Origin of the sequence: Butyrivibrio sp. AE2005 (assembly GCF_000686965.1) — a bacterium.
Lineage (GTDB): Bacteria > Bacillota > Clostridia > Lachnospirales > Lachnospiraceae > Butyrivibrio > Butyrivibrio hungatei_A.
Genome location: NZ_JMMD01000003.1, coordinates 94,192 through 120,204 on the forward strand (window position 1 = coordinate 94,192; position 26,013 = coordinate 120,204).

Consider the following 26,013-nt stretch of genomic DNA (forward strand, 5'->3'; position numbering starts at 1 on the left):
TAGGTATTGTTTAGGATTTATTTTAAGTTCAGCTCTTCCGGTACATGATTAGTGGTTATGACAATATCAATATCTTGCAACCACAGCATCTGAATGCGAAAATGAATGGAAAGATTGTAGCTGGGAAATTGGAGGACGGTCCATTGGACATGGAGAATTTTAGTTCAGAAGGGTACTCGGTATAGGGCAGAAGCATGTAAAAGATGAAGCTTCTGCCCTTTGATTATGCATATTTATGTGTTAAAATAATGGGGAAGAATAAATGAATAATGGGGATATGAGTGAAATGGATGAGCAAGTTTTAGATCAAAGAAGACTTGAGAGGAGACAGAGAAGAAGGCGAAACCAGAGGATTGCTTATTTAATTTTGGCAGGAGTAATGGCAGTTACAACTGCCCTGGTTTTCATAACGGTATATTCCCTAAATAGAGTATTTAAGTTTGTTAAACCAAACGGAGGAGGAGATCTTGTTGCGGCTGCCGAAATGAGCTCGGAGGGAGTGGTTATCGAAAGCCCTGAGGCATTTGGAGGAGACACGGCGCAGACGCAGGAGATGTCGTATGACGATCTTCTTGATGACAGTATTGATACGATTATCGAGGGGATGAGTTTGGAAGATAGGGTTGCGGGACTCTTTATCGTTACTCCCGAACAGCTTACGGGAGTGTCTACAGCCGTCAAGGCAGGGAGCGGAACACAGGAAGCTCTTATGAATTATGCCGTTGGCGGAATGGCTTATTTTTCAAAAAATATCAAAAATGAAGAGCAGATAACAGAAATGCTGGATACTACTTCTTCTATGAGTAAGTATCCTGTGTTTACTTTGGTTGCTGAAGATGGAAGTAAGAACGGAGCAATCTCTTCAAATCTCGGAATTGATGGCGTAACAGATGTTACTGATTCCGATTCTGCACGCGATAATGCGAAAGCAATCGGAAGTGCCATGTATAAGTATGGATTTAACTTCAATATTTCTCCTGTGCTTGATTCATCAAGCAGTGATAAAGAAGAAAAGGACTTTAATAAGGTTAAGGATATTGCAGTATCTTTTTCATCGGGGCTTAAAGACGCAGGAATGACTTCATGCCTTAACGCGTTTCCTGCTAAGGCTGATACGTCACGTGGAAAGACTGAAGTGGAGAAGAGTGTGACCGATCTTGAATCTTCTGAGTATAAGGTATTTGAGGAAGCTGTAAAGAACGATTCCGTAAATGCGATCATGGTTACGGGAGCATCTTATCCTAACGTAGACGGAGATGATACACCTGCATGCCTTTCTGAGAAGATGGTTACAGACCAGCTTCGTAATCACCTTGGATTTGACGGTATCATACTAACGGATGCACTTAATACATCTGCGATAACAAAGTTCTATTCTGCAGATGAAGCGGCAGTTGCGGCAATTAAAGCAGGTGCCGATATGATTTATCTTCCCGAAGATTTTAAAAAGGCATATGAAGGCGTTAAGAAGGCTGTCGAGGCCGGAACTATATCTGAAGACAGGATTAACGAGTCACTTAGAAGGATCTATAAGGTCAAGTATGCGGGCCGAGTTGATATGATCATGGATAAAAAAGATGATGCCCAGTAATGTGGACCAATCAAAGGCTGTAGCACTAAATATAGTGTTACGGTCTTTTTTATTTGATACGAGGAAATTCCTATCAAATAAAAAAACGCTCCGCTATGGATGCAATCAAAAATTTTATAAAAAGGCTATTAAATATCGTGAACATATCTTTCTATTTTCGTCAGAGTGAAGTACAATGAGGTTGCAAAACAGGATGAAATCTTTGCACGGTTATTTGAGGTGATGTACCGGTGCAAAGTGAAGGAGGTACTATGGCAGATTTAAGTATTAATAGTCAGATATCTAATTCGCAGAATTCATCCGTAAATACACGTGGTATTGAACTCCAGAAAACGGCAGATGCAAAGAGCATTGATACTCAGAATAGGAATCCCGATGAGAAGGCGCAAGGTATAGCGAAAGAAGCGCTTGCTAAGGCTGAAGAGGTTAAAACATCGGAGTATGGACCTATAATAGCGAAATCCGGTGATGGTGATACAGTTCGTGTAAAGAATGATAAGTCAGACCTTAAAGCGGATGACAAAGAAAATTCCGCAGCCATTTACGATGCAAATAAGGCAGTAAATGACAGGCGGGAAAAAGAAGTTGTTCCTAACATCGATCTTCCTGAGAAAAAACAGGATAAGGAAACAACGCGTGCTGCGGAGCTTAAACAAAAAGCTGAGGAAGCGCTTAAACCGGAGCGGAAAGAAGCGAAAATTCCTAAGCCTGAGGTAAAAGCAGAGGAAGCTCCCAAACAGGAGCAGAAGAGAAGCAAGATAGACCTTTCCGATAAAGGTGAGAGGGAAAAACTTGCAAAGGAAGCTGCCGAAAATGCCAAGAGGCAGACTATTGAAGAGACCAATCCCGGCCTTGTTGACAGAAAGAATCAGGAAAAGATAGCACAGGCGGGCTCAAGTGCCTATGCCGGCTACACAGATGCTCAGCTTCAGCAGATGTACTTAAGAGGAGATGTATCCCAGATTGAGTATAATTCCGAGATTGAAGCGAGAGACGCGGCAAGGGAAGCAAGGCTTGAAAGTGCCAAAGAAAACACTCGTGAAATAATTGAAGATGAGGCGGAAAGCAGGGAAATTGAGCGTACCGCAGAGGCGATAAATACGATTCAGACAGGAGAAGTTTTGGAAGGTGAAGGAACGGTTCCTATTGAAGTGCGTCTTCAGGCTATACAGAATGCTGATAACATGGTAGCATCCGGCTAAACAAGGCAAGATTATGCATACATAAAAGAAACAGCTCGGACTGAAAATAATCCGGGCTGTTTCTTTTTTTTTTCTTACTTTTCAATTAAGTTTTTTTATCATTTCATATATGCTTTCTCTCTTTAGATAAATGAGGTTGGCAGAGATCATTGCGAGGGTTGTTATGATAAATAATATGTTCTGCCAACGCATTTTATACATTGTGCAAAAAAATTCTCTGTACATAACGGATTTAATCGTGTACCCGAAAAATTCAAAAGCAAATGGTGCAGTGACCAGTGTTTCGAGGTTTTTTGCATTTTTTGTAACTGCTTTGAAGGCAATTAAGCATAGAGCTGCGACTAAAAGGTGCAGTAGAATCTCAACTATATCAAAAACAGCCCATTTGGTCATTGCTGCATTGCCGGGCTTTACGCTGAAATCGAAAGGAAGTGATAAAAATATATTTGAGATTGCATTGATTATATTGTAAGCACCAACACAGAAGAGTGTTCCGTATACGATCACTATTTTAAGAATGTCGAGAGATTCCGGATCAATGTCTGTATTGGATGTTAGTTCATTTAGATAGTTCTTGTTTTCCATAATCTCCATAGTTCTGTCCTAAATATATATGTAATACGCAGTGCGTAGAAATGTGTTTGGGTTATATCCCATCTTGGGATTATCGTATCAGCAGAAGGAGGTAACCTGATCGGGATAATCTCAAGATGGGTGGTTAAAAGTATATATACAGAGTCGTTTGATCACCCCTAGAGTGAGACGTCTGTTTAGTAAGTTATGGCAATGTCAGTGCCGGTAGATAGGATAGCTGAAATACCAATGTTCCCCGTTTTTGCGTCAGTAATGATGCCACATGATGAAGAAAGAGAGGACCCTGTAGATGCGGCATCTGAAAGTGATGATAAATCATCGCCAACAGAGAATGAAGAACCCGTATCTAGTGAAGGGGTGGCATCCGAAGGGGACGCGGTATTCTCTATATTTGTGCCTGACTCGGATGATTCTTCCGACGACTGACATGCCATAAGCGAAAAAGCTAATGTTGCTGCAACCAAAATTGCAAAAAATTTTTTATTCATATATTTAAACCTCCGAAATAATCGTGTACTAGTAATGTTAGTACAGTTATAACATAATTGATTATGGGTGTCAACAAAGTAATTAAATTTTTTTTTTAATTATTATTGGTTCCGCATATATCCTGAAAGGAAGGGTGTGATGTAAAGACTGACTTAATAAGAAATTATAAAAAAATTAATTTTTTCAAAAAAAGTCTACCAAAACGGATAAAAATGATGTATACTTGTGAACGTTGTGTGGTAAGAATGTGTTTAAATTGTGAAAACGGTGGTATTTGTTAATGTTTACGAAAGAAAAACTGATTTTTGAATTACCAAAAGTGGACTATGATCTTTATTTTACTAAAGATTCGATCCTCTTCCTGGCAATCATCGTATCGATACTGTTTTCGATATGTATGTGTCTTTGGGGACACCGTTGTTTTAAGGTGATTGCTTCTATTCTTATTGCGACCGGACTTATGGCCGGAGGAATGATCGTATTGGAACCGCTTGTTCCAAGTCCGACACTTAAAATGTTCTTGCTTGTGCTTTTTGTCTTTATAGTAATGAGCTTATTCTTGGGCTTGTTATCTCTTATTGAAAAGAAGAGACGCGAAAAGGGCGAGGACAAAACAGGAATGAAGCGGATTATCCGCGCGATTGCACCAATTGTAGGAGCAGGAGTTATGTTTGGCGTTATATACACGGGTGTATACAGCGACATAATCGTGGATGCTTGCATCGCTGCAGTATTTGCAGTATTGGGCTACATTATCCAGATGTGCTCAAAGGGCGAGGATATTCAGTTCCGCACCTATGATGATATATATTACGGGAGGTGAATATGCTTGATGTAAGTAGAAAAGAACTAAAGTATATCATTGGAACAGATGAGATATACATTTATAAGAGCAAGCTTGAGAAGATCATGGACGCCGATCCGCATAATAGGGACGGCGGTGGTTATACAATAAGATCACTTTACTTTGACACATTCCATGATAACGATTATATGGAGAAGCTGGACGGACTCGATAAGAGACAGAAGATCAGAATGAGGATCTACGACGGCCAGACCAATATAATTAAGCTTGAGCTTAAAGCTAAAGAGGGCGATTTCCAGAGAAAAAGATCGCTTAGTCTAAGTCTCGAAGAGGCGGAGAGTATGATAGATGGGGACTATACTTTCTTATTGGAGAGACCTGAGCATTTAGCTCACGGACTTTATACTTTTATGAATACGAAGGGATATGTTCCTAAGTGTATCGTTGAATATGACAGAATGGCTTTTATGAACGAATTCAATGATATAAGAATAACGTTCGATATGAATCTTAGAGCGTTGGAAGATCCTTCACAGTTCTTCAAAGATGACATTGAGTCATACAGAGTTGCCGATCCTTCGGAAACAACAATGGAAGTTAAATACAATGGGTTCCTATTCTCATATATTAAGCAAACACTTGATATTGTAGACAAGCCCAGAGTATCAAACAGTAAATATGGTCGTTCAAGATCATTTGCAAAATAAAAGGAAAAACGAGAAAGAGAAAGAGAGAGTAAAAAAATGAAAGAGTATCTTTACACAGGACTATTGGACAAAGCAGGAAGTTTATCAATTCAGAATGTAATTCTTAACTTTGTAGCAGCATGTATTTTGAGTCTTATGATATACATCTCATACAGAGTATCTCATTCAGGAGCAGTTTACAGTCGTAAATTCAATGTATCCCTTGTTATGCTTGCACTTGTAACAACACTTGTTATGAATGTAATCGGCAATAACATTGCTTTGTCACTTGGTATGGTTGGTGCGTTATCAATCGTTCGTTTCAGAACAGCCATCAAGGATCCCAGAGACACAGCTTATATTTTCTGGGCAATAGCAATTGGTATTACTTGTGGTGTATCAGACTATATCATGGCAGGAATCGGAACATTCATCATTTTCGTATTCCTTGTACTTTTTGGTGTTGTAAGAGACAACGAGAGAATTATGATCGTTATGAAGGCAGAGGCTGACAAGGTAGACGATCTTGACAAGGAAATTGCATCTTTCTTTGCCGGAAAAGCTGTCATGAAGCTTCAGAATGTCAACAAAGATAAGAATGTAGCAGAGCTTATCTATGAAATTTCAGAGACAATCCTTAAGAAGCGTGAGAAGGCTAACGGTTCATTTGTTCCTAATTTCTCTGCAAAAGTAGGAATCAAGTCAGTTAGTCTTGTAAGACAGGACGAAGAGATTAACCAGTAATTATAAAGAGTGAATGGGGCTACTAAATGCGTAAGAAAATTCATTTTAGTGAAAGAAAGGTTCTTATTGCCCTTTTTCTTCTTGTAATTGTGGTTATGGGAGTTTTGAGCATTTTTAGTTCGGATGAAAGCTTGAAGGAAAGAAATTCCGGAACATATGCAGAGCTTACTCCCGATTCATCAACTGAAGATCCGCTTCTTTATGTTAACAACGAATATAAAGTAAAAGCTGGTTTCCATACAAACCTTCCGATAGTCGTAATTTCAGTTGATAAAGAAATGCCTCAGTATAAGAAATACAGAGATGGCCAGGAGATCCTTTCGGGTGATGATCCCTATGTAACGGGAAACATCAAGGTAATTGACGGCGGAACAGGAGACAATAATCTCTCAACCCCCGTTTCATTTAACAGTCAGATACGTATCAAGATGAAGGGACATTCTTCAATCGGATACGATAAAAAACAGTATAAGATAAAGACCGTTTTGGCAGGCGGAGAAGAGAATAATTCAGATATCCTTGGAATGGGTAAGGGATCTGAGTGGGTTCTCAACGGAAGTATGGCTGATAAGAGCATGATAAGAAACTATCTTGCTTACAGGATTGCATCTGAGATTGATGGCAACAGCATGGCTCCCGACAGCAGATTCTGTGAAGTCCTTATGGAAAAGAACGGTGTTTATACGTATCAGGGCGTATATCTTTTTATGGAGACAATCTCAAGAGGAGATGAAAGAGTTAAACTTGACAAGTATAAGCCCAAAAACGTGTATTCAAGCTATATCGTAAGAAGAGACAGAAAAACATCTTCGGATGTAATGCTTGATACATATGGCAGACTTTCAGGAAAAGTTGAAGGCACTAATAAGCAATTTGATAACTGGATCGGTCTTAAGTATCCGTCTCAGTCTAAGCTTACTGATGCGACCAAAGAGTACATTGAAAAAGATTTTTCAAAAATGGAAAAAGTCATATATTCGGATGATTATTCAATATTCAGAACATACGATCAATATATTGATACACAGTCATTTGCGGATTATTTCCTGATAAATGAGTTTTTTGGAAACTATGACGCCGGTAAACATTCAACATACATGTATAAGAACTCGGGTGAAAAGCTTAAGATCGGACCTGTATGGGACTATGACCAGGCGATGAATAATAACCCTACTGTTGAGATGGATCTTGAAGATCTTGCGTTCCATACACGAGATATTTATACACAGATATGTAATGATAAGAAGTTCATGAAGCAGTTGAAGAGTCGATTTGCATATCTTCGCCAGTATCACCTTTCTGAGGAACACTTATTTGATGTTATAGATGAGACAACCGCGTACCTCAAGTCTGCACAGGTGAGAGAGTGGTACAGATGGGCCGATGATTATCTAGATCCTACAGATGATAATTCAGGTAATTATCATCTTGCATCATATGAAAAAGACGGTGTGACATTATCGAGATTTACGGATGACTATATGGATGAGATATATGTCATCAAGAATTTCATACAGAAGCACGGCAAGGTAATACAGGTTGACCTCGGATATATTCTTGATAGTGCCGAATATGACACATCGGTTGAGGGTATTAGAGAACTCTTGCTTATTGCAGCTTTGTTGTTACTTATAATTCCGTCATATCTGATTCAGAGAAAGGGGTAAAGAATGTTATTTTCCAGCATACCATTTTTGGTATATTTCTTCCCAATTGTGTTTCTGGGATATTATTTGCTCTCTTTTTCTAGGATGGCACAGAATATATGGCTATTATTAGCCAGTCTTTTGTTCTATGCATGGGGAGAGCCTGTTTACGTATTTCTTATGATCGGATCCATACTGTTCAACAGTATAATTGCGATCATTATTGAGAAAGTTGAAGATAGCAAGGTTAAGAAGGGATTGCTCATCACTTCGATAGTTGGAAATATTGCGGTGCTCTTTTTCTTCAAATACCTTGGATTTGTATTTGGAATAATTAACAGTGGTTTCAAGGGACTGTTGCCTGATTTGAAGATTGCACTTCCTATCGGAATCTCATTTTTCACATTCCAGGCATTGTCATATGTCGTTGACGTGTACAGGGGTGTGACAAAGGCAGAGAATCCTTTTTATGTAGGACTTTATATTGCATTTTTTCCTCAGCTCATTGCTGGACCTATTGTACAGTACAATACTATTGCAGAGCAGATCAGAGACAGAAAGAGCAGTATAGATAAGATTGCGCTTGGACTTTCACGTTTTGCAGTCGGAGTAGGAAAGAAAATCATAATTGCCAACAGTTTCGGTACGATCGCAGACAATGTATTTAACTGGTCCCGTATCGGTACCGATAAGCTTCCTGTTCCTGCTACACTTGCTTGGCTTGGATCAATCGCATACTCATTGCAGCTCTATTACGACTTCTCTGCATATTCAGATATGGCGATAGGACTTGGACTTTGCTTTGGATTTAAGTTTAAAGAGAACTTCAATTATCCATATATTGCCGGATCTGTTTCAGAGTTCTGGAAGCGCTGGCATATCTCTTTGACTGACTGGTTCAGAGAGTATGTATATATTCCTCTCGGAGGAAACAGAGTTGCAAACAGAGATACTATGGTAAGAAACCTTGCAATTGTATGGCTCCTTACAGGTATCTGGCACGGTGCGAACTGGACATTTATTATTTGGGGAATGTTCTTTTTTGTATTACAGCTTCTTGAGAGACTTTTGGATTTTGACAACCGTGTTCATAACACATTTTTAAAGCATGCATATACTTTGCTTATAGTTAATTTCCAGTGGGTAATCTTCAGAGCTGATGATATTTATCAGGCAGGACGTTTTTACCTTAATATGTTCGGAGCCAATAACAATGGTATATTGAGTGCAACAGCGTTTATGATGTTTAAGGAGTATTTGCCGGTATTCATTTTAGGAATTATTTTCTCAATACCGGTTATACCTATGATGAACAAGTGGTTCCATGAACATGAGGGTTCAGTTTGGCACAAGGTATACTCGATAGCATATCCGGTTCTTATGCTTGGGATGATTATAATTTGCGTGAGTTATCTTGTTATCGGAAACTACAATCCGTTTATTTACTTTAACTTTTAAGGGAAGGCGCCGTTATGAAATATTTTGTTAAAAAAAGAATATTTGCGGTAGTTTTCCTGCTGGCAATGTTTTCGTTTAGTGCCGTAAATATTTACTTGAATAAAGATGCTTTTATCAAAGAAGCAAACAAACATTTGAATGAACCCGACAAATTGCCCTCTGAGTTTGAAGAGGTCATGCAGGATGAGATTGTCGGTAAGAGACATTTTGTTGAAGCTTATGGTCTTACACAGAAGACTTTGGGTAAAAAAGAATTTAATTCTTTTGAATTTGTCAAAGACAATAATGGATTTCTTCATTACGCAGCATTTTATCGTGATGATGAAAAGAAAATTTTTGAGTGCGCGCTCAGAGTAAAGAGGCTTCAGAATTATGTGGAGAAGTACGGAACAAAGGTGCTCTTTGTTATGGCTCCTTCGAAGTACAACAGAAAGTACTCTGACTTTGAAATGGGGTTGCCGGTAAATAATCCCACTGAGGATACATATGAGATGATGATATATCTCAACAGACTCGGTGTTCCGAGTATCAATCTCGGAGAGGTTATTCCAAGTAAGGATATTCCTTATGAGCAGGCATTCTTTAAGACCGATCACCATTGGACCGTTCCGGCAGCATTCGAGGCTACAAAGGTAATGATCGATGAGCTCAATGACAGATATGGTGCAAATTTTGATCCTACAGGATTTTATTTGTCAGACAAGGCATATACTGTAAAGAAATATGAAGGTCATATGCTTGGATCAATGGGAAGAGATACCGGAATAGCATATTCCGGACTTGAAGATTTTACAGCTCTTCTTCCTAATTTTGACGGTCATTATAAGAGAACTTACATAATGGATGATGAGGAGACTTTGGAAGGTACATATTCGGAGACTCTTTTGGATATGGATGTTCTTGAGCCGGATATTGATTATTATGAGGATTCACAGTATTCACTTTATCTTGATCAGGTTACAAACCTTGAAAATATTGAGAATTTTGATAATCCTGACGGACCAAGTGTACTCATGATAAGAGATTCATATTTTGGACCTGTAATTCCTTTCATGGCACCTATGTGTAGCAAACTTGATGCTATATGGGCTTTGGAAAAGATGGACGACATGAATGTAGGTGAGTACATTAAGAAACAGTATGAGAGTGGGGAAAGATACGATTATCTTATAGTCGAATACTATCCTCATAACATCGACGAAGAAGCTTTCAAATTCTTCCGCGGAGATAACTAATATGAAAATTAAGATTTGCTTTTGGATAAATACATTTTTTTCTGTGCTGTATCTGGTCTGGAGAATATTTTTTACAATTCCGTTCAGAGCAGGTGCGTTGTCGGTAGTATGCGGCGTTATTCTCCTTGTTTTTGAAGTGCTTGGTATGGTAGAGGCTCTCATTCACTTTATGAACATGCATACATCGCATGATTATAAAGTTCCCGATGTGCCGAAGGACAGATTTCCTCACATAGATGTTTATATCTCTACATACAGTGAGGAACCGGAGCTTTTATACAAGACCATTAATGGCTGCAAAAATATGGATTATCCCGATAAGAGTAAGGTGCATATCTATCTGTGCGATGATAACAGAAGACCCGAGATGGAAGAGCTTGCCAAGAAGATGGGCGTAAACTATCTAAAGCGTGCCAATAATATTGGTGCGAAGGCGGGTAACCTTAACCACGCTCTTGCAAACTCCACATCTCCTTACGTTGTTACATTCGATGCTGACATGATACCTCAGAAGAGGTTCCTTATGCAGCTCGTACCGTATCTTGTTGATGCGGAGATGAAGAATGAAGGAAAGAGTGAGGAAGATAAGGTAAAGATCGGCTTTATCCAGTCTCCTCAGAACTTTTACAATCCTGACCTGTTCCAGTTTAATCTTTTCTCAGAAAACAGGATTCCTAACGAACAGGATTATTTCTATAAGGATATTCAGGCTGCCAGAACTAAGAGTAACAGTGTTATTTATGGTGGCTCAAATACTATTATTGCTAGGGAAGCTCTTGAGAGCATTGGAGGTTTTTATACAGAGGCTATTACAGAGGACTTTGCTACAGGTATCCTGATTCAGAGAGCAGGCTTTGTCTGCCTTGGAACAAGCGATCCTTTGGCTTCAGGTCTTTCGCCCACAGATATTCCTAACCTTATCCAGCAGCGTATCCGCTGGGGACGAGGTGTTATTGCAACAGGAAGAAAGATGCACATATACACTGCAAAAGATCTTTCTCTTTCTCAAAAAATGAATTACTGGGCATCAATTTGGTATTGGTATTCACCGGTTAAAAGACTTGTATACATGATATCACCTATCTTGTACGCTGTTTTCGGATTTACAATATTCAAATGTACCCTGCCGCAGGTATTGGCATTCTGGCTTCCGATGTACCTGACTTCAAATCTGGCTTTGAGCCAGCTCTCAGGGAACGTCCGCTCTAATAAGTGGACGGGCATATATGAGACTATCATGTTCCCTTATATGCTTCTTCCCATAGTTTTAGAGACTTTCGGAATTACTCTTAAGAAGTTTAAGGTTACGGCAAAGAGTCAGCTCAGTGGCAAGCAGCACTACGAGCTCTATATGATCCCGTTCCTGCTTCTTATAGCACTTTCGTTGTTTGGTATATTCAGATGTGTAGCTGTAATTTTCGACAGTTCATCGTTTGGTCCGGGAGTAGTTTTATTCTGGATGATCATGAACCTGTACTATATGGTCATGGCTGTTCTGTTTATTGACGGACGTGTTGCGTACAGAAGAACAGAGAGAATTCCTTTGGAAGTTCCTTGTACATTTACTGTTGACGGTGAAGAGATCCAGGGTACTACAGTTGATATTTCAGAAGAAGGTCTTTCGGTTCAGTTCGACAAGCCATATTATATCAACGAAGAAGCTATGGTTCCTGTAAGTCTTAATTGGGAGAATTGCGATACCAATGTTCTTACAAAGCTTGTTTATGTAAAGAGACACAAGAACACATGGCGCTATGCTATGGAGATCATTGATTACAAGGATAGCTACAATGATTGGCTCAACCTTGTATTTAACAGAATCCCGCCTCTTCCGTCTGAGATCATCAAAGACAGCGGAAGTTACGACGATATCCTGCTCAATACCAAGAAGAGACTCGATCCTCCTACATTCCAGAAGAGAATCTATCCGAGAGTGCTTCTTAACTATGATGCAACTGTACTCGGAGAAGGTGAGAGCAAGGTTCGTGTAAAGAACTTCAACTATGCATGCGTTAACCTGGCTATTTCAAAGGGACCTAAGAAGATGATGATAAAGCTCTTTGACGACGTTATCTTTGACTGTACATTCCAGTTTAAGAGCCGCGGAGAGAACTGCATCTATACTATCAACAACATGCAGGAGATAATCAAGGATAAAGAGAAGTATCACAAGTTCCTTGACTTTGTTGTTGAGAATAATGCTATAGCCAGAGGCGAAGCTAAGGCTGAGCAGATTGAAAAAAACAGAATGATAAAAGAATATGAGAAGAAGAGACTTATCGTATTCGATGAGATGAATTACGTATAAGATTACCATCAATTTCACAATTCACCATAACGGGCTGAAGGATCAAACCTTCAGCCCGTATATTTTGTCGGAAATCTTTGTTTTGTGATAGATGTCGGCATATTGAGACGGCGTCAGGTCTTCTACATAATTTACCGAGAAGTTCTTCTTTATGCCGTTTTTTATAAGTATATCTGCGGCTTTGTTGTATGCAATCGCAGCTTCGGCCTCGCTGTTGTATTTGCCGATGACATAGTTGCTCTTTACATGGATCACGGCTTTGTAGCGGACAAAGCCCTTTTCGGCAAACTGTCTTACGCCTCGATATCTGTTGAGAATGATTATGTTTTCATACCTAAGGTCTGTCGGATCGTCATTGGCAAAGCGGTAGTCACGTCCTCTTACCGAATAGCTGTTGATTCCGTATCTTTGAAGGACGGAGAGCTGACTTCCGTAGTCTGCAACAAACAGATGCGAGCCTCTTCTCATTATTTTATGAGATGAATAGTAGAAGAGATCGTCTATGTCGAATTTTAATTTTTCATCTTTTGAAAGGTAATAAGTGAAATATTTTTTTTCCAAATAGATCGGATTGGCGATATACATCCCTTTATCGCGGTAATTTATTAGCGAAACAAATTTTTCGAAGGGAAGCGTCATTGATGAAGTGTACGAATCAATATCTATAGATAAACGATTTAACACTCTTTTTGCTTCTCTGTAAACTTTGGAAGCGTCCTTCCTGCTTGGGAAAGAGCCAAGTGCGATGTGTTTTCCGCAATATGTTATGGAAGCCCTGAAGGATGGGGTTCCGTCTTTTAAAGTTGTCTCGTAAACACCTATTGAATTATTTTTTTTCACACAATCCCCCGGTTTGTATGTTATAATTTTAACTTAAGGGCTCTGTTTTTTTGTCCTTAAATCATTTATTTTTAAATATTGTATCAACAAAAGAGGAGTAAAAGCAATGGCAAAGGAAGTTTTGTACAGTAGCACCAGAGGAGCACAGGGTAATATTAAGGCTTCAGAAGCAATTCTCAGAGGACTTGCACCGGACGGAGGTTTGTATGTCCCTGATCATATACCGCATCTTGAAAAGACTTTAAGAGAGATCGCGCAGCTCGATTACCAGGGTACTGCATATGAGGTAATGAGACTTCTTCTTACCGATTATACAGAGGAAGAGCTTAAATACTGCATTTCACATGCATATGATTCAAAGTTCGACACAAAAGAGATAGCTCCGATTTCAGAGGCAGACGGTGCTTTTTATCTTGAACTGTACCACGGCGCAACTATTGCTTTTAAGGATATGGCACTTTCAATTCTCCCATATCTCATGACAACGGCTGCAAAGAAGAATAATGCAAAGAACGAGATCGTTATTCTTACAGCTACGAGCGGAGATACGGGAAAGGCTGCTCTTGCAGGATTTGCAGATGTTCCGGGCACAAGGATCATAGTTTTTTATCCCAAGCACGGCGTCAGCCCCATTCAGGAACAGCAGATGGTAACACAGAAGGGTGACAACACATGTGTTATCGGTATCGAAGGAAACTTCGACGATGCTCAGACAGGAGTAAAGAAGCTCTTTACAGACGAAAAGCTTGCAAAAGAAATGGATGAGAAGGGATTCCAGTTCTCATCTGCAAACTCCATCAATATTGGACGTTTGGTTCCCCAGATCGTATATTACGTATACTCTTACGCAAAGCTTTTGAAAGAGGGAAGAATTGCAGACGGCGATCCCATTAACGTAGTTGTTCCGACAGGTAATTTCGGTAATATTCTTGCCGCATACTACGCTAAGAACATGGGTGTGCCCATCGGAAAGCTTATCTGTGCATCAAATTCTAACAAGGTGCTTTTCGACTTTTTTAAGACGGGAGAATATGACAGAAATCGTGAATTTGTACTTACAGCTTCACCTTCAATGGATATTCTTATTTCTTCAAACCTTGAGAGACTCATTTATCATATCTCCGGCGATAATGCCGCAGCTGATGCTGAGTACATGGGCAAGCTCTCTAAGGACGGAAAATATGAGATAACAGATGATATGAGATCAAAGCTTGTTGATTTCTTTGGCGGATATGCGTCAGAGCAGGAGACTTTTGACACTATCAGAAAGATATTCGACAAGACAGGTTATCTTATGGATACACATACAGCTGTAGCCAGTGCGGTATACAGCAAATATATAGAAGAGACGGGCGATAAGACACCTACAGTAATAGCATCAACCGCAAGTCCCTTCAAATTCACAAGAAGCGTAATGAACGCTCTTGGCAAAGGGGATGATTCCAAGGGAGATTTCGAACTTGCAGACGAACTTTCCGAGGTTTCAAAAGTTAAGATCCCCGAGGCGGTATCTTCAATCAGAACCGCTGAGATAAGACACAAGAAAGTTGTGGATAAGACTGAGATGGAAGGTGCCGTAAAAGAATTCCTCGGTCTTTGATTCAAACATTTTATATAAAAATGCTTAAACGGAGGTGCGGATGGAAAACGGAAAGAATATTTACTCTGAAAACACACCTGAGATAGTTGAGCTTGCAAAACTGTCAGAAGCTGCTGATCAGATAGAAAATGAGCTTTTTGTCAAGTATGACGTAAAAAGAGGACTTAGAGATTTAAACGGAAAAGGCGTACTTACAGGCCTTACACGTATTTCAGAAATTGTTGCAAAGGAAGAAAGAAACGGACAGAGCATTCCCAAGGACGGTGAACTGTACTTTAGAGGATATGATGTAAAACAACTCATAAAGGCAGCATCGGATGACAACAGATTTGCTTTTGAGGAATGTGCATACCTGCTTCTTTTTGATAAACTTCCGACTAAACCGGAACTTGATGACTTTAACAGACTTCTTGGATTTTACAGAAGTCTTCCCACAAGCTTTGTAAGAGATATAATCATGAAGGCGCCGAGCAGGGATATGATGAATACACTTGCAAGAAGTGTCCTTACACTTTATTCTTACGATGATCTTGCGGATGATACATCGCTTCCGAATGTACTGAGGCAGAGCCTTCAGCTTATAAGTTTGTTCCCGCTTTTATCAATATACGGGTATCAGGCTTACAATCATTATCACGAGGGGAACACACTCTTTATTCATCCTCCTCTTGAGGAACTGTCTACAGCGGAGACAATCTTATACTTATTAAGACCTGATTGTAAGTATACAGAGCTCGAGGCAAAATTGCTTGATATTTGCCTTGTGCTTCATATGGAACACGGCGGCGGTAACAATTCATCTTTTACAACACACGTAGTTAGCTCAAGTATGACCGATACATATTCGGTTATAGCAGCTGCCATTGGCTCGCTTAAGGGACCCAGACACGGTGGTGCCAACATCAAGGTTGTGCACATGTTTGATGATATTGAAGCCAATGTAAAGAACTGGGAAGACGAGGAAGAGGTTGCCGCATACCTTAAGAAGATCCTTAATAAGGAGGCTTTTGATAAGGCCGGACTTATTTACGGTATCGGACATGCCATTTATTCCAAGTCAGACCCGAGAGCTATGGTATTAAAGGGCTTTGTTGAGAAGCTTGCGATAGAAAAAGGCCGTGAGGATGAGCTCAAATTGTATGAGCTTGTTGAGAAGCTTGCGCCGCAGATTATCAGCGGACAGCGCACTATGTATAAAGGTGTAAGTGCGAATGTTGACTTCTATTCAGGATTTGTGTATCGTATGCTTGGGCTTCCTGAGGAGCTTTATCCTACAATTTTTGCTATGGCGAGAATCGTCGGATGGAGTGCTCACCGAATGGAAGAACTTGCCAATAACGGCAAGATCATACGTCCTGCATATATGGCAATCGAGCCCAGAAAGGGCTATATGGATATGAAGGACAGGGATTAAGAAAGGGGTTCAATATGGACGAGAAAGAAATAATAAAACTTATTGACCACACTCAGCTTCAGGCAGATGCAACATGGGAAGACATCGTAAGTCTTTGTGACGAGGCAGTAAAGTATAAAACAGCGACGGTCTGCATACCGCCAACATATTTAAAAAGAACGCATGATAAGTACGGCGATAACCTCAAGCTCTGTACTGTTATCGGATTCCCTCTCGGCTACAGCTGCACAGCGGCTAAGGTTGTAGAGGCAAAAGAAGCGATTAAGGACGGAGCAGAGGAAATCGATACCGTTGTTAACGTTAGTGATGTAAAGAATCACAGATATGATGAAGTAAAGAAAGAACTTGAAGAGATCAGAAAGGCTTGCGGAGATAAGCTCCTTAAAGTTATCATTGAGACCTGTTATCTTACAGAAGATGAGAAAAAAGAGCTTTGCAAGATCGTTACCGAGGTAAAGGCTGATTACATCAAGACTTCAACAGGATTTGGCAGCGCAGGTGCAACTCTTGAGGATATCGAGCTCTTTAAGAAGAACATCGGCCCTGATGTTAAGATCAAGGCAGCAGGCGGAATCCGCACGATAGAAGATGCTGTGGCATATGCTGAGGCAGGATGCAGCAGAATCGGATCATCTAAGGTTGTTCCTCTTGTAGTTAAGAAGTACGGGCTTTAATATTTGAGAAAAAAATTCAACTACTACTCACAGTTCCGGTGCATTTGGTGTACCATGGATTGTGAGTAGTAATATTTTAGAGGAAGAAATCAATATGGGAACAGAAAACAAAACAATTAAAAACAGACTGGCGCAGCTCAGAAAAGCTATGAAAGAGAATGGGATCGACTATTATATGATTCCTACTTCAGATTTTCATAATTCAGAGTATGCGGCAGATTTTTTCAAGACAAGAGAGTATTTTTGCGGCTTTGACGGATCGAACGGAACACTTGTTGTAAGTGACAACGAGGCAGGACTCTGGACTGACGGAAGATACTTTATACAGGCTGAGAACCAGCTTGCGGGAACGGGAGTTACTCTTTACAAGATGGGAGAGGAAGGCGTTCCCACTATCGAGAAATATCTTTCCGATAATGTAAAAAAAGGTGAGGCACTTGGCTTTGACGGAAGAGTTGTTCCGGCTGAAGACGGTGAAGTGCTTGAGTCTATGTTTAAGCTTAAAAATGCGGATTTAAAGATTGGTAAGGATCTTGCGGAAGAAGTATGGACAGACAGACCGGCGCTTCCATGCCATGACATGTATGTTTTATCCGATGAACTTTGCGGTAAGTCTTTTAAGCAAAAGCTTGCGGATGTCAGAGTAAAGATGAAAGAGTACGGAACATCGATGCATCTTTTGTCAAAGCTTGATGATATTATGTGGCTTACAAATCTTCGCGGAAATGACGTTGAATGCAATCCTGTAGCGCTTTCTTATGCAATGATAACAAGCGATATGTTTATTCTTTTTGTGCAGAAAGATGAAGTTACGGATGAGGTTCGCGCATATTGCGAGAGTAACGATATTGTTCTTAAAGATTATGCTGAATATGCAGAGTACATGTCAGAGCTTGTTCTTACAGGAAATATCCTTATCGATAAGAGAAATACCAATTATCTTACATATAGGCTTATTGCTGATAAGGCGGGTGAAGCGGGATATGTCATTGAAGACAGGGAAAATCCCACAGAGATAATGAAAGCTATAAAGAACGAGACTGAGCTTAAGAATATCCGTGAGGTTTATTTAAGAGACAGTGCTAAGCTCACAGAGTTTATCTACTGGGTAAAAGAAAATGTAGGAAAGATCCATATGACTGAGTACTCCGCTGCGATGAAGCTTGACGGTATGAGAGCGGAGCTTCCGGGATTTATTGAGCTTTCTTTCTCTACTATCAGTGCATATAATGCAAATGCTGCAATGGCACACTATGAGGCTACTGAAGATAACGCTGCTGAAGTAAAGGCACAGGGAATGCTTCTTGTTGATTCGGGCGGAACATACATGGGTGGAACAACCGATGTTACGAGAACTATCGTAGTCGGAGAGATTTCCGATGAGATAAAGAAGCACTACACAGCGACTGTATCCGGTATGCTTGAACTTGCAAATGCAATATTTAAGGACGGATGCACGGGAAGAAACGTTGATATATATGCGAGAAGGGCACTTTGGGATATCGGAATTGATTATAACCACGGAACGGGACACGGCATTGGATATATGCTTAATGTGCATGAAGGCCCTCACAATATCAGATGGAGGAGCTCGGAGGGCGCTAACAAAGCAGAGCTTAAGCCCGGAATGATAGTATCTGATGAACCCGGAGTTTATATCGAGGGAAGCCACGGAATCCGTATAGAGAACATTGTTGAAGTTGTAAACCGTTCTGAAACCGAGTATGGTAAATTTTACGGATTCGACCACCTTACATATGTGCCTATCGATCTTGAAGCAATCGATAAGAAATACATGAAGCCTGATGCGGTCCTGCTTCTCAATAAGTACCATAAAGCAGTGTACGACAGGGTTTCACCGCTTATCGAGGATGAGAAGATCAAGAATTGGCTTAAGGAAGCTACAAGGGAAATCTGACGTATTGACGGGGAATTTTTTTGGCATCGTATTTTTATACGGTAAATTCACGTTTTATAAATATTAGGTATCTGTGAAATTACTCTTAAATCACGCGTAAACCCTTGAAAAATGCGCATGTATGGATATAATTATATTAGAACTACAAAGAACTACGTAGGTAGTTCTCCTGGGATGTCCGACAATTCCTGTGTAATTTGAACCTACATTACTTTAAACGGGACTCCTACATCACTGTTATAAATGTCACGCCTTCGGCCCTGCGCATGCGCAGACCAGCTACGGGAGAGGAAGACAGGCATAGCAGTTGCGGTAACCCACCTGGCGTCAGCTAGGAGTCAAATAACAGGAACCGGCATTTTGGGACTAAATTGGGAATAAAAGCAGTCATATCAGCTATGACTGCTTTTTCCATGACGTTTAACAGAACTTTATTTGATGGGAGAATGAAATGAAGTTAGATAACAAGTGGGTTAAAAAGAAGTGGGTTTCTTACACGATTGCTACGTGTTCAGCTGTTGTCTTGTACATGATATTGTCCAATTTCCCTTCCATAGTCAAAGGGATAAATTCTTTTTTCAGTTTCCTCAGACCTGTAATCCTGGGCATAGTAATAGCATATATATTTAATCCTGTGGCGCTCATGTTTGAAAGAGGCCTGTTTAAGAAAATAAAAAAAGAGAGCAGGAGATGGAAACTTTCTGTTGCTTTTACCATATTTTTTATTGTTCTTGCGGTAGTGCTTTTGTTTGTGGCACTTGTTCCGCAGCTTATCGACAGTGTATCGAAGTTAATTTCCAGTATCGGAGAATATGTCGATCCTTCAAATAATTTCTTGAAAGATCTTGAGAATAATAAAATAGTGCAGCTTATTGGTATAGATCTTACGGCTTTGGAGAGCTTTGAGAAAAATATCCTCGGTATTATCGGCGAGTATTTCTCTGAGAATATGGTGAGTTTTGTGAACGGATCCCTTAATGCGGGAAGAGGAATGTTTGATCTGGTTCTTGCATTTATTTTCGCAATATACTTTCTTTTGGATAACAGAAGACTTATCAGGGGATTTTCAAAGTTCTTAAGCCTTGCAATGAATGAAAAGACATATAAAAGAACCTGTGATGTCACGGACAGATGTAATACAATCCTTATCAGATATATCAGTTTCGATATTATAGACGGAATTATAGTCGGCTTTGTAAACCTTATCTATATGCTTATAGCGGGACAGCCGTATTCTGTGCTGATCTCCGTTATTGTCGGAGTGACCAATCTTGCACCGACATTCGGACCTATAGTCGGAGGAGCGATAGGTGCGTTTATCCTTGTTTTGGAGAATCCGTGGTATGCGCTTTGGTTCATTGTCTTTACTATCATTCTTCAGACTGTTGACGGATATATCTTAAAGCCCAGACTCTTTGGAGAGAGCCTTGGAGTATCACCTCTTATGATACTTGTGGCAATTGTCCTCGGAGGAAGGAAGTTCGGCGTTATCGGAATCGTTCTGGCGATTCCTTTCGCAGCGATAATTGATTTTATCTGGAAAGACTATGTGATAAAAAAACTTGAGGAAAAACATTCACAGAGGTACAATATATAGTAGATAAATGATTTAAATTGTTTCTATTTGGGGGTAATGTAATGATAGAGTTTGTACAAAACGCTATGGATTTTGGAAAGAAGAAGCTTGATAAAGCTATCAAGTTCTGGAACGGACTTGACGAGGACAAGAAGAGACTTTACACGGTGTGTGCCATCGTAGTTGTCAGCTTTGTTGTTGTGGCTTCTATTGCATATAGTTTGGGTAAGAGCCGCAGAGGAAGATTTATCTGATATTGCGTTGTACTTATAAGGAATGCGCTCTTTATGCGCGTTACATTTATTTAGATTGCTCGAAAGAGCTTGGTGAACGAGGAAACGTTAACCAAGCTCTTTTTTAGTAGAGCTCTTAGCGAGGTTTTTTCGAGTCTAGTGAAGCTTGTAGATGACACTTATCGTTTTTTCGAATATAATGGAAATATACTTTCGAAAGGGGACAGGAGTTATGGTGCAGAAAAAGAAAAGAAACGTAATTGTTGGGCAATCAGGTGGACCTACCGCGGCAATTAATTCTTCACTTGCCGGCGTGTACAGGACCGCAATGGACCGTGGATACAAGAAAGTTTACGGTATGATCCATGGCGTACAGGGTCTCATGGAAGGTCGTTATGTAGATCTTTCGGATCACATTCAATCTGGGCTCGATATCGAGCTTTTGAAAAGAACTCCCTCGGCATATCTTGGTTCTTGCAGATACAAGCTTCCGGAGATTTTTGAGAGTAAAGAGATATACGAGAAGATTTTTGAGATTCTTGTAAAGCTTGAGATTGATTGTTTTATCTACATCGGCGGAAATGATTCCATGGATACGATAAAGAAGTTATCCGATTATGCCATTATAACAGGCTCTGATATCAGATTTGTCGGATGCCCCAAGACAATCGACAACGATCTGGCGCTCACCGATCACACACCGGGTTACGGATCGGCAGCTAAGTACATCGGAACATCCGTAAAAGAGATAATAAGAGACAGTTGGTCTCTTGAGACAAGTCACGGACAGGTTATTATTGTTGAAGTAATGGGAAGAAACGCAGGCTGGCTTACAGGTGCGACAGCGCTTGCCAAGGGCGAAGATTGTGACGGCCCCGACGCCATCTATATGCCTGAGATTCCTTTTGAGATGGATGCCTTCATTAAGAAAATCAAATCTCTTTTGAAGACCAAAGCGTCTATAGTTGTTGCCGTTTCTGAGGGTATCAGGACCAAGGATGGCAAGTATGTCAGCGATCTCGACAACTCCGTTGAGTACGTTGACGCATTCGGACACAAGCAGCTTACGGGTACTGCGAGATATCTTTGCAATGTTGTTTCTACCGAGTGCGGATGCAAGACACGTGCAATCGAGCTTTCAACGCTTCAGAGAGCCGCAAGCCACTGTGCATCCAGAGTAGATATTCTTGAAGCATATGAAGTCGGTGGCGCCGCAATGAAATCCGCCGATGAAGGCGACAGCGGTAAGATGGTGGTTATCGAGAGACTTTCCGACGATCCCTACCAGGCAGGAACTGAGGTAAAAGACGTTCATAAGATTGCAAACGATGAGAGGCTTGTACCCAGAGAATGGATAAGCAAGGACGGAACTTATGTAACGAACGAGTTTATTACATATGTAAGACCCCTGATCCAGGGAGATGTAGGTCCTATCATGGTTGACGGTATTCCGAGACATCTATACAGACCGGGATTCCAGGATATATTATGATAAAAACGGCTAAAATTAAGCATTTTTTTGTGAAAAATCTTGATTTTTCCGCATTTTTCCGCTTTTTTTGGTTGTTATGCGCTTGAAATGGTGGTAAAATGGGCAATGTAGTAAAATAAATTTCTTTTTGGAGGGAAATTACATGAACAAGACAGAACTTATCGATGCAATCGCTAAGGAAGCAGGACTTTCAAAGAAGGATGCTGCCGCAGCACTCAACGCTTTCACAGAGACAGTTACTAAGGAGCTCAAGAAAAAAGGAAAGGTTCAGCTTGTTGGTTTCGGAACATTCGAGACAACAAAGAGAGCTGCTAGAACAGGTAAGAATCCTCAGACTGGCGAAGCTATCAAGATTCCTGCATCTATAGCACCTAAGTTCAAAGCTGGTAAGGCTCTTAAGGATCTTGTAAACAAGAAGTAATTTTATGCTATAAAAAGGCTGTGCCGTAGGGTGCAGTCTTTTTTTATAGCATAGGAATTTGCTTTCCTATGCTATAAAAAACGCTCCGCTATGGATGCGCACCTCGCGGAGATGAAAATTATTGCTTTGCAATACCGCTCGGGCGCGAAGAGTCGCAAGCGACTCTTTGTTCTGCCTCTATTTGTGTTGAAAAAACATAAATTTTTTATTAAAATTGTATTATACAAAACTGAAGAAAACCAATGAGGACGGGTATATATGAATTTTGAAAAGAGTTTTGAAAACTTTGTTCAGATACTTTCGGAAGAAGCCATAACCCCGGAAATATCGCCAAGTGCTATTGCGGATCTGGCCAAGGAATATTCTTTACGTTCTATTGTTTCTATAGTTTCTTATGCGAAGGGCTCAGATCATGAAGGTGAGCCTGACACCGTTATTCCTCTTTTTGGCCCTGTTCCTGAGGGTGAGCCACCGGCATACTACTTTCAGAATAAGATGGCTGGGCAAAAGATTGTCACCTATAACATTTATCTCTATGGTGATAAACACTGGGATGATGAGGAGTACAAGAGTTTTTCGGTTCTTATAGATATTCTTTCTTTCCATATGGAGAGATTTCTTCTTAATACAGTTGTCAGAGATAGCTCGCTTAAGCAATATCTGACAGGACTTCCCAATTCGGGAGGATTTTTCGTGTTCGCTAATAAACTCTGCGATAGCGGAGATATAATGCTTTATGATTCCTTTTATTTTAATTTAAAGAGTTTTGGCCTTTACAGCAGACGCTACGGGATTGCCGAGGGCGATGAGATCATGAAAAGATATGCCCGTAAGCTCAAAGCTTTTTTCCAAAAGGACGAGATAGTGGCTCATCTTGGAGGCGACAACTATGCTGCGCTCGTTAAGAAGGAGAGGACAAAAGAATTCCTGGAGTTCCTTTCGGGTGTTGATGTATACGGTGTCAGAAACGGCAAAGAGGAGCCGATAAAGATTGCGGCAGTGTGTGGTGTATATGCCGTCGATGATTCGCTTAAAGATCCGGGACAGCTTTTATCAAGGTCTGCGATGGCTCTCAACTATGCCAAAAATGTGGCAAGTAAGCCGTATGTGTTTGTAAACAAGGCTATGAGTACGCGGATTTACAGGCAGAAGCAGATAGAAGACAGATATGAAGAAGCGCTTGCAAGCGATGAATTCAGGATATATTTACAGCCAAAGGTCGATACGGTAACAGGAGAGATTGTCGGAGCGGAGGCTTTATCAAGGTGGTTCTGCAACGGTATTGTACTGTATCCTACCGAGTTTGTTCCGATCCTTGAACAGGAGGGAATGGTTGCTTCGCTTGATATTTATGTGCTCAAAAAAGCCTGTGAATTCATTAAAGACTGGCAGAGCCGCGGAATACCTGTTGTTCCCATTTCGGTCAATTTCTCAAGGCGTGATCTCAGTTATAAGCGTATTGTAGATGAGATTGTTGAAGCGATAGATGCTTGCGGAATTGACAGGAAGTTTATCGAAGTTGAAGTTACAGAGACCGTGAGTGAAGATGAGAGATCTCTTATGACGGGCTTTTTGTCCAAGCTAAAAGATGCGGGCATAAACACTGCCATAGATGATTTCGGAACAGGCTATTCGTCTCTTTCAACACTTAGAGATTTCCCTGTAAAGGTAATAAAGATAGACAGATCCTTTATAAGCAGCGATAACCTCAATAAAAACGATGAGATCGTCCTGAAGAACATAATCGCCATGGCTAATGAACTTGGAATCGGCGTTGTAACCGAAGGCGTCGAAAGAGAAGATCAGGTCGCCCTCCTAAAAGAAGTCGGCTGCCACATCGTTCAGGGCTTCCTCTACGACAACCCCATGCCCAAACCAGACTTCGAGAAGAGATTAGAGAAAAAATATTATTCTGAGTAGATAGAATAAAAATAGATATTGAAGATAAAAAAGAAAAGATAAAGATAGAAAAGCTTAGTGTACACAATTCATTTATGAACGCTGAGTAAATAAGTGTAAAGGTGGAATATAGCAAAATAAAAAAGCAGCAATATGCATTTGGAGCGATTTTTGGTGTTATACCAACGAGCGACAAATGCATATTGCTGCGTATTATTTCACTACATTCTGCTTTTGAGTTTACTCAGTACGTGTGTCTCCCCAGAAGAAGAGAGCGACTGTGCCGGGGCCGGTGTGGCTTCCGATTGTTGTTCCGATATCGAATATCTTAATCTTGCCCTTGAGCTTTGGAAGCTGAGCTTCGAGCATATCGGCTACGGCTCTCGCATCATCATAGCAATCTGAGTGAGAGATGAAGCAGCTGTTGTCATAATCTGTTCTGTTCTCGCAAAGCTCAAACATTTTCTTTACCTGAGCTTTCATAACTGCATTTTTTCCTCTTACCTTTGCTTTTACAGCAAGATGTCCTTCTCTGTCGATATTAAGAAGTGGGCAGATATTAAGTACATTTCCGATTGCTCCGGCTGTTTTTGAAACACGTCCGTTTCTTACGAGGTACTTGAGATCTGAAACAAAGAACCAGCTCTGAATATCATATTTGTGTTCTTCAGCCCAGTTATAGAGCTCATCGATATTTTTTCCCTCATCACGAAGGTCTGCGAGCTTGTCTGCCAATAAACCAAGTCCTGCTGAAGCAGCGTAAGTATCGATTATATAAATCTTACGGTTCGGATATTTTTCTTTTAACTGCTCGCTTGCAATAGAAGCGGAATTAAAAGTTCCGGAAATTCCAGAGCTGAGTGCGAGATGAATAATGTCCTTTTCTTCTTTAAGGAAAGGCTCGAAGAAATCAACATATTCTCCGATACTTACCTGAGAAGTTCTTGTCATGGCGCCATTAGCCATCATTTCATAGAATTTCTTGAAAGGAATGGAATCTCCAAGATCGTCCGGATAATCTTTTCCGTCTATTTCAAAGTGAAAGTAAACATATTTAATGTCTCTTTTATCAAAATGCTCACGCGAAAGATCCGCGGTGGAGCATGTGCTAATAATAAATTCGCTCATATTATCCCCTTTTTTGCTGTGTTTAATACCCTAATATCATACAATAATAACCTTTTTGTA

Annotated in this window: 22 protein-coding genes and 1 other RNA gene; 20 read left to right on the forward strand and 3 right to left on the reverse strand. The window is 40.3% G+C overall.

The window, feature by feature from the left end:
• The first annotated feature begins 262 nt into the window (after window positions 1-262).
• Both DL92_RS18125 and DL92_RS0103945 read left to right on the forward strand, forming a co-directional pair.
• Window positions 263-1,591: a glycoside hydrolase family 3 N-terminal domain-containing protein gene (locus DL92_RS18125; protein WP_051199200.1), complete on the forward strand. Its 1,329-nt coding sequence runs from the start codon at window positions 263-265 to the stop codon at window positions 1,589-1,591.
• A 251-nt stretch (window positions 1,592-1,842) separates the two neighbouring features.
• Window positions 1,843-2,793, forward strand: a complete 951-nt coding sequence (locus DL92_RS0103945) for a hypothetical protein (RefSeq protein WP_026666962.1) — start codon at window positions 1,843-1,845, stop codon at window positions 2,791-2,793.
• 81 nt (window positions 2,794-2,874) lie between these two features.
• On the opposite strand, the gene DL92_RS0103950 is transcribed toward DL92_RS0103945, so the two are convergent.
• A complete protein-coding gene (locus DL92_RS0103950) occupies window positions 2,875-3,387 on the reverse strand; it encodes a hypothetical protein (RefSeq protein WP_026666963.1) in 513 nt (170 codons plus the stop codon).
• Window positions 3,388-3,579: 192 nt separating this feature from the next.
• Between DL92_RS0103950 and DL92_RS20950 the strand changes: the two genes are divergently transcribed.
• The 8 genes from DL92_RS20950 to DL92_RS18130 all read left to right on the forward strand — a co-directional run bounded on the left by DL92_RS20950 (window position 3,580) and on the right by DL92_RS18130 (window position 12,758).
• Window positions 3,580-3,813 (forward strand): hypothetical protein, encoded by a 234-nt coding sequence (locus DL92_RS20950; protein ID WP_185750374.1) that lies wholly within the window; start codon window positions 3,580-3,582, stop codon window positions 3,811-3,813.
• Window positions 3,814-4,156: 343 nt separating this feature from the next.
• A complete protein-coding gene (locus DL92_RS0103960) occupies window positions 4,157-4,699 on the forward strand; it encodes a hypothetical protein (protein WP_026666965.1) in 543 nt (180 codons plus the stop codon).
• 2 nt (window positions 4,700-4,701) lie between these two features.
• Window positions 4,702-5,388, forward strand: coding sequence for a polyphosphate polymerase domain-containing protein (locus DL92_RS0103965; RefSeq protein ID WP_034461916.1), 687 nt, complete (start codon window positions 4,702-4,704; stop codon window positions 5,386-5,388).
• A gap of 36 nt (window positions 5,389-5,424) precedes the next feature.
• Window positions 5,425-6,111: a DUF4956 domain-containing protein gene (locus DL92_RS0103970; protein ID WP_026654393.1), complete on the forward strand. Its 687-nt coding sequence runs from the start codon at window positions 5,425-5,427 to the stop codon at window positions 6,109-6,111.
• A 26-nt stretch (window positions 6,112-6,137) separates the two neighbouring features.
• Entirely contained in the window at window positions 6,138-7,778 is a 1,641-nt protein-coding gene (locus tag DL92_RS0103975) for a CotH kinase family protein (protein ID WP_026654394.1), read from the forward strand.
• A gap of 3 nt (window positions 7,779-7,781) precedes the next feature.
• Complete coding sequence (locus DL92_RS0103980; RefSeq protein WP_026654395.1) at window positions 7,782-9,215, forward strand: MBOAT family O-acyltransferase; 1,434 nt, start codon at window positions 7,782-7,784, stop codon at window positions 9,213-9,215.
• Between the two features lie 14 nt (window positions 9,216-9,229).
• Complete coding sequence (locus DL92_RS0103985; protein ID WP_026666966.1) at window positions 9,230-10,450, forward strand: alginate O-acetyltransferase AlgX-related protein; 1,221 nt, start codon at window positions 9,230-9,232, stop codon at window positions 10,448-10,450.
• Between the two features lies 1 nt (window position 10,451).
• Complete coding sequence (locus DL92_RS18130; RefSeq protein WP_051199199.1) at window positions 10,452-12,758, forward strand: glycosyltransferase; 2,307 nt, start codon at window positions 10,452-10,454, stop codon at window positions 12,756-12,758.
• 42 nt (window positions 12,759-12,800) lie between these two features.
• Here DL92_RS18130 and DL92_RS0103995 read toward each other — a convergent pair whose 3' ends face one another.
• A complete protein-coding gene (locus tag DL92_RS0103995) occupies window positions 12,801-13,598 on the reverse strand; it encodes an AP2/ERF family transcription factor (RefSeq protein WP_026666967.1) in 798 nt (265 codons plus the stop codon).
• Between the two features lie 106 nt (window positions 13,599-13,704).
• On the opposite strand from DL92_RS0103995, the gene thrC reads away from it, so the two are divergent.
• The 10 genes from thrC to DL92_RS0104045 all read left to right on the forward strand — a co-directional run bounded on the left by thrC (window position 13,705) and on the right by DL92_RS0104045 (window position 24,846).
• Window positions 13,705-15,198: a threonine synthase gene (thrC, locus tag DL92_RS0104000; RefSeq protein WP_026654397.1), complete on the forward strand. Its 1,494-nt coding sequence runs from the start codon at window positions 13,705-13,707 to the stop codon at window positions 15,196-15,198.
• Window positions 15,199-15,238: 40 nt separating this feature from the next.
• A complete protein-coding gene (locus tag DL92_RS0104005; protein WP_026666968.1) occupies window positions 15,239-16,612 on the forward strand; it encodes a citrate/2-methylcitrate synthase in 1,374 nt (457 codons plus the stop codon).
• 14 nt (window positions 16,613-16,626) lie between these two features.
• Window positions 16,627-17,286 (forward strand): deoxyribose-phosphate aldolase, encoded by a 660-nt coding sequence (gene deoC, locus DL92_RS0104010; protein ID WP_026666969.1) that lies wholly within the window; start codon window positions 16,627-16,629, stop codon window positions 17,284-17,286.
• Window positions 17,287-17,380: 94 nt separating this feature from the next.
• A complete protein-coding gene (locus tag DL92_RS0104015; protein ID WP_026666970.1) occupies window positions 17,381-19,204 on the forward strand; it encodes an aminopeptidase P family protein in 1,824 nt (607 codons plus the stop codon).
• Window positions 19,205-19,367: 163 nt separating this feature from the next.
• Window positions 19,368-19,575, forward strand: a non-coding RNA gene (gene ssrS / locus DL92_RS20640) — 6S RNA.
• Window positions 19,576-19,655: 80 nt separating this feature from the next.
• Window positions 19,656-20,801, forward strand: a complete 1,146-nt coding sequence (locus DL92_RS0104020) for an AI-2E family transporter (RefSeq protein WP_026654402.1) — start codon at window positions 19,656-19,658, stop codon at window positions 20,799-20,801.
• Window positions 20,802-20,842: 41 nt separating this feature from the next.
• Entirely contained in the window at window positions 20,843-21,034 is a 192-nt protein-coding gene (locus DL92_RS0104025; RefSeq protein ID WP_026654403.1) for a hypothetical protein, read from the forward strand.
• Window positions 21,035-21,245: 211 nt separating this feature from the next.
• Window positions 21,246-22,505, forward strand: a complete 1,260-nt coding sequence (locus tag DL92_RS0104030) for a 6-phosphofructokinase (protein WP_026654404.1) — start codon at window positions 21,246-21,248, stop codon at window positions 22,503-22,505.
• Window positions 22,506-22,647: 142 nt separating this feature from the next.
• Window positions 22,648-22,926: an HU family DNA-binding protein gene (locus DL92_RS0104035; protein ID WP_026513150.1), complete on the forward strand. Its 279-nt coding sequence runs from the start codon at window positions 22,648-22,650 to the stop codon at window positions 22,924-22,926.
• Window positions 22,927-23,184: 258 nt separating this feature from the next.
• Window positions 23,185-24,846 (forward strand): putative bifunctional diguanylate cyclase/phosphodiesterase, encoded by a 1,662-nt coding sequence (locus DL92_RS0104045; RefSeq protein ID WP_026666971.1) that lies wholly within the window; start codon window positions 23,185-23,187, stop codon window positions 24,844-24,846.
• Window positions 24,847-25,065: 219 nt separating this feature from the next.
• Here DL92_RS0104045 and DL92_RS0104050 read toward each other — a convergent pair whose 3' ends face one another.
• Window positions 25,066-25,953 carry a DegV family protein gene (locus tag DL92_RS0104050; protein ID WP_026654407.1) on the reverse strand — a complete coding sequence of 296 codons (888 nt, stop codon included), beginning with the start codon at window positions 25,951-25,953 and terminating at the stop codon, window positions 25,066-25,068.
• Window positions 25,954-26,013 lie beyond the last annotated feature (60 nt).